Consider the following 10670-nt stretch of genomic DNA (forward strand, 5'->3'; position numbering starts at 1 on the left):
CCGATGCAGTTTGAGGAAAACTGGCTTGCGGCTCAGGCCCATCAAGCCCGTTCATGATCTCGGTTATGGGATACGGAATCCAGGGGCAAGGTCAATCCTTGGCTTGCCTGGCGCGTTGCAAGCCAACGGCAACGCAAATGCTGCCAAGCTACTGCCTGTCACGACCTTGCCTGGCATGACCGGCTCGGTAGTTCCGTCGGCCGGTGCGCTGGGCGCGGTCGGTGATCCGGGCGGCGCTTACGCGCCTAACGCACAAGGTGTGCCGCAGCCGCTTTTCACGCCAGGCAAGGTGCTGCCTGATGCCGTGTCTTCGGTGCCTGTTCCGGCGTCCCCGACAGTGCCTGACGAGCAAAGCCAGCCGCTGGAAGACCTTTTGCCAAGTCTTGGTCCTGAAGTGGGTTTTATCAACCTGCGCAATGAGCAGGTACTCACCAGCGACCAGACCCGGGTTCGTGTCAAAGGCCCCATAGGCGCGAACTTTGAACTGTTGGTGAATGACCAGCTCGTGCCCGTTACCCAGGTCGGCAAGAAAAGCAGCCTGGAAAAGACCAGCACGGTTGCCTGGGAATACATCGGTATCAACCTCAAGGCAGGGCGCAATACCTTGACCTTGCGGGCGACCGACCCTTTTGGCAATGCGCGCGGGCAGAAGCAAATTATCTTGATTGCGCCGGGGGTGCTTGCACAAATCCGGATCGATATTGCACCGCAGCCTGTTGCCGACGGCGCGACGCCATTGCCTGTCACGCTTCGCCTGCGCGATGCGCAAGACCTGCCTGTTTCCGTCCGCACCCAGGTCACGCTGCTGTCCACGCTGGGTCAGTGGCAGACGCCCGACCTGGACCCGCAGCAACCGGGTATCCAGGTGTTCGTTGAGGGCGGCGAAGCCCGCTTTTTGCTGCTGCCGCCGGCCCAGCCCGGCAAGGCCGAACTGAGCGCCACCAGTGGCAAGGTCAATGCTGTGGCCAAGGTCGAATTTTTGCCCAACTTGCGGCCCATGATGGCGGTTGGCCTGGTGGAGGGAGCCATCAACCTGCGCAATCTCTCGCCTTCGGGGCTGCAGCCCACCCAAAGCGGTGATGTGTTCGAGCGTCAGATCCAGAGTGCCTCCCGCAGCTTTGACAATGGTAAAGGCGAAGTGGCGGCCCGTGCCGCGCTGTTCCTGAAGGGCAAGGTGCTCGGCTCCACTTTGCTGACCCTGGCTTACGACTCGGACAAACCCTCCGACACCGCACTGTTCCGCGACGTTCAGCCCAACCAGTTTTACCCGGTCTACGGTGACTCGTCAGCCCGTGGCTTTGATGCCCAGTCCACCGGAAAACTGTATGTCATGGTGCAAAACGGTACCAACTATGCGCTGCTGGGCGACTACTCCACCCAAAGCGACAGCCCGGCGCGGCAGTTGACGCAATATTCGCGTGCCCTCAATGGCGTCAAGGCTCGCGTGCAAGAAGGCATCTACACGGCCGAAGCTTTTGCCAGCCGCACCTCCACCAGCCAACAGGTGGAAGAGTTTCGCGCCAATGGCACTTCCGGGCCCTTCCGGTTGAACGTCAATGGCGTGGTCAACAGCCAGCAGGTGAACGTTCTTACGCGTGACCGCAACCAGCCTTCAGTCATCGTCAAGGATGTTCCGCTGGCCGCCTTCACTGACTATGAGCTGGAGCCTTATTCTGGCCAGCTGCTGCTCAAAAGCCCGGTGCCCAGCGTCGATGCCGACCTCAATCCGGTGTTCATCCGGGTCAGCTATGCCGTGGACTCGGGTGGCCCCAGGCATTTGGTGGCTGGCGTCGACGGCAAGGTTCAACTGACACCCAACCTTGCCGTGGGCGCAACGCTCATCCATGACGCCGACCCGGTCAACCCGCAAACTTTGGCAGGTATCAACATGGTCGCCCGGTTGGGCGACAAGACGCAGGCTACCGCAGAAATCGCCCGCAGCTCGACCGACCTGCAGGGTAGCGGTGCCGGCCAGCGCGTTGAAATCCGGCATGACGACCCGGCGTTGCAAGCGCGTGTCTGGGCGGTGCGCACGGATGCAGGCTTTTTCAATCCCAACAGCCCGCAATCAGCGGGCCGGTCTGAGTACGGTGCCAAGGCAGGCATTCCGCTGGACGAGAAAAACCGGCTCGTGGCAGAAGCCCTTAAAACTTCAGACGCCATCACGGGCGCTGAGCAGACCGGTGCCGAGCTCAAGCTGGAGCACAGCCTGCCCGGCAATGCCCGGATTGAAGCCGGGTTGCGTTACAGCCGCGCCAATGCAAGTTCGGTCTTGACGGCCTTGCCGCTGCCTGGCACTTCGTTGCCGGTCATTCCAAATGCAGCTGCGCTTGCCGCCGCTTCTGCGCAGACCGGCTTTACCAGCGCACGCGTCAAGTTGACGGTGCCCGTGCCCAATTTGCCGCAGGCGGATGTTTTCGGGATTGCCGAATACGCCATTGACGGCAGCGGAGGGCGCCAGCTTGGCCTGGGCGGCAACTATGCGGTCAATCCAACAACCAAGCTGTATTTGCGCCATGATTTTGCCAACACCCTGAATGGCCCCTACAACCTCAATCCGGCCGTATCGCAATACACGACTGTCGCAGGCATCAACACCGAGTTGCCAGACAGCACGCAAGTTTTCAACGAATACCGCATGGGCGACAGCCTCAATGGACGCAGCAGTGAAGCTGCCATTGGCCTGCGCCGGCTCTGGCGTCTGGACAATGGTCTGGGTCTTACCGGCAGCGTCCAGCGCATCAAGCCTTTGACTGGCGTGGTGGCTGACGATTCCAGCGCTGTAACCTTGGGCGTCGACTACGTGGCCGCCGCCGACTGGAAGGGCTCCGCCCAGTTGCAGTGGCAAACCTCTTCCACTTCGCGCAGCTGGCTGGCCAGCGCCGCTCTGGCGAACAAGCTGGACGCCGACTGGACGCTGCTCAACCGGGCCTTGTACAACCTGCAGACCAGCCTTTCAGACGTTGGCGGGGAGCGCAAGCTGGTGACCGCGCAGACCGGTTTTGCCTACCGTCCCGTTGAAACCAGTCAGCTGAACGCGCTGGGCCGCCTCCAGTTCAAGCGGGATGTGGACAGCACCTTGGGTGCCGGGCTGAACCGTGACGAGTCGTCCTGGCTGGCCTCCACCCATGTGAATTTCCAGCCCAGCCATCACTGGCTGATGACTGGCCGGTATGCGGCACGATCGGCAATCGACCGTGCGGGTGCGCTGGAAAGCCGCTCCTTCACCCAGCTTTTGGGCGGGCGTTCTACCTGGGACGTCACGGATCGAGTCGATGTCGGCCTGCAGGCTTACCGCATGTGGGGCAACGGCGCTGCCGAAACCGCCATGGGGATCGAGGCCGGCTACCTAGCCTGGAAAAATCTCTGGCTTTCGCTGGGGTATAACGCCAAGGGCTTCAAGGCCGCAGAACTGGCCGGCGACGCTTACACCCAGCGCGGCGTTTACCTGCGGCTACGCTTTAAATTTGATGAAAACCTGTTTCAGTCTGCCAGTGAGCGGCCCCCTTCAGCTTTGGCCGGAGCCGCCTCCAATTGATCTTGCGTGACGACCGCACGGCATGAAACACGCATGAAAAAATTCTTCCTTCTCTTTGTTTTCGGTCTGTTTTCAGCATTGGCGATACCCGATCTGGCGTGGGCTGCCAACCCCAGCTGCGCGCCCGCCGCCGCCCAAGGCACGGCGCCTGCCGATTACAAAGACTACTGCTGGCTTGACTTTACAAGTTACGTTGACGCCACGGCCCAATCGGCAGCAGGACAGACGTTCACTTTTGACCTGCCCGACAAGTCCAGGCTAACCATGACGCTGAAGACGGCCAAGACCCTCGGTGCCGCCGGCGCTGCTGTCGTTGCAGTACAGGCGCCGTCATGGCCCGGGGCAGCGTTTGGTAACACGGCATTCAATGGCATTCCCAACAAGCCGGTTTTGTACAGCGGCGTGAACAATTCCACGGTGACGGTGGAGATGAGCAATATTTCAGTCGCGGCCCCGGCAGGGGGTATCGGTATTGCCAAATACGCCATCATCGTGGCAGACGGCGAATCGTCCAATAATGGCGAGACGCTTTCCTTCACGACCAACAAGGATCCGTGGACGCTGCTGTCAACCATTCAAAATGGCGCCAGCACGGTCTATCCCACCTTGTCGGGCGTTGGCACCACCACAGTCAGCGAAACGGGCGTTGCAGGGACTGTGGGAAGTTATGTTTTTGGCTCGTTTAACAACCCGACCCAGATCACGTCCACCTTCAAGGCCGGCGGTCTGCAGGGCTTCCTCGTGGGTGTGCGCTATGCGTCGATTTCGGTTGTTTCGAACATCAGCAAACAACGTTACAACACCCCTGATCAATTTACCTATTCGGTAAAAACGTCTGCCGGTGTCACCATGACTTCGGGTGCAACGACAGGCACAGCCTTGACTTCCACGCCTGCCGGCTTGCCTACCGTGGCCGCCAGCTACCCTTTTGTGGTCGATCAGGTTATGGCGGCAGGCAGCACTGGTACCCTGTCCAACTACACCACGTCGTTCTCTTGCGTCAACGCCAACACCGGCTCATCAACCGTCTTTCCCCCCAGTACAGGGCTGTCAAGCTACACGATTGCGAGCCTGCAGTATGGCGATGCGGTGGCCTGTACGTTTATCAATACACCGATCTTTTCACCCGTCACCGGCACGGTCTACAACGATGCCAACCACAACTTCAGCCAGGACGGCACGGAAACCGGAACCGGTGTGGCGGGTCTTTACGTCAAACTCGCCACCTCGACGGGGGGTGTATGCCAGAACCCGGCCAGCGCAGCCGCAGCGGTCACCCCCGGCACCGGCGCCTACAGCCTGCCGATGGTCGCTCCGGGTTCCTACTGCCTGATCCTGGATGACAACAATGCCCTGAGCGACACCACGTCCACACCACCTGCCGGCTGGCTTGGAACGCAAAACGGAACTGGTGTGAGCCAGATCGTCGTGGAAAGCGCGCCGCCCGAAGTCCCGAGTAATTTCGGCCTGTTCAATGGCTCCAAACTCAGTGGTACTGTGTTTGCTGATACCGGCGTGGGGTCGGGTACTGCCAACAATGGCAGCAAGGACGGTACCGAAGCAGGTATTGCCAGCGTCACGGTAAATGCCCTCAGCGGCGCCACCGCTGCCGCCAGCGCCAGCACGGCAGGCGACGGAAGCTATACGCTGTGGGTGGCGGCTACGGTCACCGGCACCGTCATCATCCAGCCCAGCGCGCCCAGCGGCTATGCGGCCACAGGTGGGGCTGTTGGTTCGCCCACCGCCGGTGCCAGCTACAGCCGCCCCAGTGTGATCAATTTCACGCCAGTGGCAGGGAAAACCTACACCGGGGTAAATTTTGGCCTCGTGCCCCCCAATACGCTGGCGCCCAACGGCGCGGAGACAGGGCAACCCGGCACGGTGGTGTTTTATGCCCATACCTTCACTGCAGCCAGCGGTGGCGACGTGACGTTTTCGCTCGCCAACGCGGCCACGCCCAGCGGGCTGCCCTGGAGCCAGGTGCTTTACCGCGACAGCGACTGCAGCAGCTTGCTGGATGGCTCGGAGCCGCAAATCATCGCCCCGATCACCGTAACGGCAGGGCAAACGCTGTGCCTCATCGTCAAGCAGTTCATCCCCCTGGCTGCGGCGATGGGCGCGAAAAACATGATTACGCTCAGTGCAGCGTTCAGCTACACCAATTCCGCCCCCTTGTTGACCCGCACGCTGACTGCCAACGATGTCACCACCGTAGGCCTGCGCAGCGCGCTGGCTTTAAACAAACTGGTGAAAAACATCACGTTGAGCAGCGCTGCTGCAACTACCGTCGTCGCCAACCCGGGGAACGTCCTGGAATACAGCCTCAAGGCACAGAACAATGGCAGCGAACCCTTGAACGCCCTGGTCATCAACGATGCCACCCCAGCCTTCACGACGTATGTGTCTGCCGCCTGTCCGGGCACATTGCCAACCGGGCTCAGTGCCTGCAGCGTGAGCACCCAGCCCGGCATAGGCGCACCGGGCGATCTGCAGTGGACATTTACCGGCTCGCTGATGCCCAGCGCACAGGTGTCGGTCACCTACCAGGTGAGAGTAAATCAGTAGGGCTGCGCACAGAGGGCGAACTGAAAGCGTTTTCAGTCCAGTCGACCTGACGGGTGTCAAGGGTAGAGACGGACTGGTTTTGCATTGCCAGTCATTGATGTGCTATTAATTAGATAGCAAATAAGTGCCGTGGATATTGCGCAAGAGACTAAAAACGCATAAAAATCTCTGTGAGGCCGGCTTAAATGCCCGTGATTTCCCCCAGATGCAACAAGCGCATCCGGCTCATCGATCCCAAGCCCGACAGACACCCGGAACATACCGCCGTACACACTGGTTTTGGCGATGCGGCATTCTTGAAGCGGGTTGATCCGTAGCCACAAGTCAGGTTTTAGGATGTAGGCACTTCATTCGCAAAAAGTCCAAAATCCGGGTTGCAATAAGTTAGCCCGTCACAGCATCTCGTCCGGCGCCAACGGCCCTATCAGCTTGAGCAGCAGCTTCAAAGGCAGGCTGGCATCCGGCTCGGTCGTCGAATCCTTCAATTGCGAGCCTTGCGGTGCGCGCCAGACCAGCTGACCATCCGTCAGTTCTACGTGGTAGGCGCCGTTCGTCAGCGCCGGCTCGATCATGCGGGTCGCCTCCAGCGACAGGGCGCGGTTGCGGATAACGACAGCCACTTCGCTGTTTTGCAGCTTCGAACGCAGGTCAAGGTTCATGGAGCCGACCACCAGCAGACGGCCATCCACCACCACCACTTTGGCGTGCAGGCTGGCGCGGGAGCCGTATTTAGAGCCCCCTGTCGCGCCCGAGCCTGAGCCGAAACTGATGACCGTTCCTTCCTGCTCGGCGCGCATTTCATAGATTTCAATGCCCATTTCCAGCAGCGCTTTACGGTAGCGGGCATACCCCACATGCGCAGCCGGTGCATCGTTGGAAGCCAGCGAATTGGTCAGTACCCGCACCTTGACGCCGCGCCGCCGTATCTCGGCAAACTGGCGCATCATGAGTTCGCCCGGCACAAAATAGGGCGAGACGATCAGCAAATCGGTCTTGGCCTGCGACATGAGTTGCAGCAGCCCATCGACCGCTGTTTCCTGCGCTTCTTCTACATCGTCGGCATCGGCGGCAATCTTGGAGGGTTTGTCCACCAGCAAAACAGACGGCGCCCAGGTCCAGGTCAGCAGGCTCAGGTCGGTCGAGTCGGGCAGCGCTGGAAGGCCTTCAGAGATGCTGTCACTAGAAGCGGTCACAGGCTCGCGGCCCGACAGATTGGCCGTGTCAGGCAGGGTGTGCAAGGCGCTGGCTGATGTATCGGGCAGGGCGGCGGCCGGTTTCGGCTTGATCGCCTCGATTTCCTCCTGGCTCATCAGCGACTGCACCGGATACGCCAACGGGTTGTTCCAGTACTGGTCAAAACTGCGCGACAGGTCGCGCGCGATCCGGCCGGCCGCCAGCACATCGATGTCGATAAAGTTGGTGCCTTTGCTCTGACCAAAATAGGTTTCGCCCAGATTGCGCCCGCCGGTGATGGCGATCGCGTTGTCAGCGACAAAAATCTTGTTGTGCATGCGCCGCTGCATGCGCGCCACGTCTTTGAGGTTGCTCAGAATCCGCAGCATCAGGGATGAGCGTCCGCCAGGCAGCGGGTTGAACAGCCGCAGCTCAAAATTCTTTTCAAAAGCGAGTTTCAAGACTTGTGCATTTTTGCCGGAGGTGTTGAAGTCATCCAGCAGTATGCGGATGCGCACACCGCGCCCGGCGGCTTCGCGCAGGGCATCGAACATGCGCTCCGTGGTGTCATCGGCAAAGATGGCGTAGTACTGGATGTCCAGGGTTTTCTGCGCCGCCTTGATCAGTGTCATGCGGCTGGTAAACGCCAGTTCTGAATTGCCGACCAGCGCAAAGCCTGAATCGTTATGGGTTCCCGCCTTAAGGGCGCGCGCCTGAACCATCTTGCCCAGCCGGGTTTGCATCGGCTGGCTCAAGGCTCGTGAAACCGGACGGTCTACTTCGCTCGGCAACGATGCACATCCAGCAAGCCAGAAGCTTAAAAAAACAAGCATCAGCCAAGGCCGCAGGTCACGATGACGGCTTGCGGGTGAAGTCAGTACAGGGCCGGGGTGCAGCGCGTCAGTGGTTTGCATGATGCTGGCACTTTAGCGCAAGCGTTGCTTGCTTGAGCGCATCAGGGCGATGTTCTGGCGCTTCTTGCTGTAGGCGCCTGGCGTGACAAATTGCCAGCGCCAGGGCTTTGCCGCAGCGCGAGCTTTTAACGGCTGCGCGGTAGCGGCGTCTCGCTCAGGCAGACAGTGTTTCCCAGCGCTGCAGCGCTTCCATGAGTTCTTCCTCTATCTTGGCGTTGCGCGCTGTGAGTTCGGCCGCCCTTTTGGGATTGTTGGCGTACAGCGTGCCGTCGTAGAGTTCCTGCCCGATCGCCTTTTGCTGCGATTCAAGTTGCTGGATCATGGCCGGCAATCCTTCCAGTTCACGCTGCTCTTTGTAGCTAAGCTTCTTTTTTGATAGCTGCTCGCGCCCGTCCTTATTGGACTCCGCACTGTTTTTGCTTGTATTTTTCGCGCTGGAAGCAGCTGGGGGGCTTTTGCCGCCGCCGGTGATTTGCGCGGCGCGCTTGGACTGTACGAGCCAGTCTGTCACGCCGCCTTCGTATTCGCGCCAGAAGCCGGGGTTTTCCGGTGTGCCTTCGTAGGCGATGGTGCTGGTCACCACGTTGTCCAGGAAGCGCCGGTCATGACTGACCAGAAACACCGTGCCCTCGTAGTTTTGCAGCAGGTCTTCGAGCAACTCCAGCGTGTCGATGTCCAGGTCGTTGGTCGGCTCGTCGAGCACCAGCACGTTCGCCGGCCGCGCAAACAGACGCGCCAGCAGCAATCGGTTGCGCTCGCCGCCGCTCAAACTGCGCACCGGGGAGCGGGCGCGCTCGGGGCTGAATAAAAAGTCGGTCAAATAGCTTTTGACGTGTTTTTTCTGGCCGTTGATTTCGACCCATTCGCTGCCGGGGCTGATGAAGTCTTCGAGCGTCGCGTCCAGATCCAGCGCGTCGCGCATCTGGTCGAAGTAAGCCACTTGCAGATTCGCGCCCTGACGAATTTTGCCGGGCGGCGTGGTGACGTCGGGCTGCAATTCTCCCAAAATGAGCTTGAGCAGGGTGCTTTTTCCTGCGCCATTGGGGCCGAGCAGGCCGATCTTGTCGCCACGCACCAAGGTCGCGCTGAAACGGCTGACGATGATTTTTTCAAAACCTGGGTGGCCAAAGCTTTTCGAAACGTCCGTGAGTTCGGCCACAATCTTGCCGCTTTTGTCGCCGCTTGAAACGTCCAGGTTGACGCGGCCTACCGCGTCGCGTCGGGCCGCACGGTTGTCACGCAGGGCTTCCAGGCGGCCAATGCGGGCCGTGCTGCGGGTGCGGCGCGCCTCGACGCCTTTGCGAATCCAGACTTCTTCTTGCGCCAGCAGTTTGTCCGCCTTGGCGAAGATAACGGCTTCCTGCGCCATCTGGTCTTCTTTCTGGATCAGGTACTGGGCAAAGTTGCCGGGGTAGCTGCGCAACTTGCCGCGATCCAGCTCGACAATCACGTTCGCGACCTGGTCCAAAAAAGCCCGGTCATGGGTAATAGTGATGATGCTGCCATTGAAATTGACCAGCAGTTCTTCCAGCCAGGCAATGGAGTCCAGATCCAGATGGTTGGTGGGCTCGTCAAGTAGCAGCACGTCGGGCTTGGCGACCAGCGCTTGCGCCAGTGCCACGCGCTTTTTGGTTCCGCCCGAGAGTGAGCCGACGAGGGCGTCCTTGTCCAGATGCAAGCGGTGCAGGGTTTCCTCAACGCGTTGCTCCCAAGTCCAGCCATCCAGTGCTTCAATTTCAGATTGCAGCGCATCCAGGTCGGTGTGCTCGTCGGCGGCAAGATAAAGCTCAACGACATGCTTGGTGCGAGCTAGGCCAGCGCTGGCAGCTACGAAAACAGTAGCGTGCGGATCCAGGCTGGGTTCCTGCGGGACATAGGCAATGCGCAGATTCTGCTGCAACTGCAAAGTGCCATCGTCGGGTTTTTCAAGTCCCGCGAGAATTTTCAGTAAGGAAGACTTGCCGGTGCCATTGCGGCCAATCAAGCCGATGCGCTGGTTGGTTTCAAGGGAAAAATCTGCATGATCCAGCAGAGCGACGTGCCCAAAAGCGAGTTGAGCGTCAAGAAGGGTAATGAGTGCCATATAGAGAGCGATTATCCCGTTGTGAGCGGGCGCAGGAGACTCCCTGGGAAATTTGCTTATGCGGGAAATCCAAGTCGAAGCTTGGTCATCCACCCACTTTGTCTCGGGAATGCGCCTGCAAGAGAAGATCCGCCGCGCTATGACTTGAAGGCCTTTTTACGGGCGGTTATGCATAGCCCGAGAACCCTGAACTTTTTGCAAGCATGTCTGCGCAAAATGGCGAGGAAATGGTGCTATGATTTGTGGCTCTGCTGATGACAAGGCGGCTCTTCTGAAAAGCGGAGTGCAGGTCAGGAAGCAGAAAAAACTTCGAATTAAATTTCAACTGGACTTAAAAATCCGGTATATAATTTGAGGCTCAGCTGATTACAGCGAACGACGCCAAGCAAGACAGTCA

The 10670-nt window shown here is 59.6% G+C and carries 4 protein-coding genes; 2 read left to right on the forward strand and 2 right to left on the reverse strand.

Annotated features, from left to right (window positions below):
• Positions 1 to 103: 103 nt before the first annotated feature.
• Both RCH06_RS17290 and RCH06_RS17295 read left to right on the forward strand, forming a co-directional pair.
• Positions 104 to 3538, forward strand: a complete 3435-nt coding sequence (locus RCH06_RS17290) for a hypothetical protein (protein ID WP_327082706.1) — start codon at positions 104 to 106, stop codon at positions 3536 to 3538.
• A 33-nt stretch (positions 3539 to 3571) separates the two neighbouring features.
• Positions 3572 to 6103, forward strand: a complete 2532-nt coding sequence (locus RCH06_RS17295) for a CshA/CshB family fibrillar adhesin-related protein (RefSeq protein WP_327082707.1) — start codon at positions 3572 to 3574, stop codon at positions 6101 to 6103.
• Positions 6104 to 6495: 392 nt separating this feature from the next.
• Here RCH06_RS17295 and RCH06_RS17300 read toward each other — a convergent pair whose 3' ends face one another.
• Positions 6496 to 8190, reverse strand: coding sequence for a phospholipase D-like domain-containing protein (locus RCH06_RS17300; RefSeq protein WP_327082708.1), 1695 nt, complete (start codon positions 8188 to 8190; stop codon positions 6496 to 6498).
• Between the two features lie 154 nt (positions 8191 to 8344).
• Positions 8345 to 10273 (reverse strand): ATP-binding cassette domain-containing protein, encoded by a 1929-nt coding sequence (locus RCH06_RS17305; RefSeq protein ID WP_327082709.1) that lies wholly within the window; start codon positions 10271 to 10273, stop codon positions 8345 to 8347.
• Positions 10274 to 10670: the final 397 nt, after the last annotated feature.

The organism is Polaromonas sp. CG_9.5 (genome assembly GCF_035984465.1).
Lineage (GTDB): Bacteria > Pseudomonadota > Gammaproteobacteria > Burkholderiales > Burkholderiaceae_C > Polaromonas.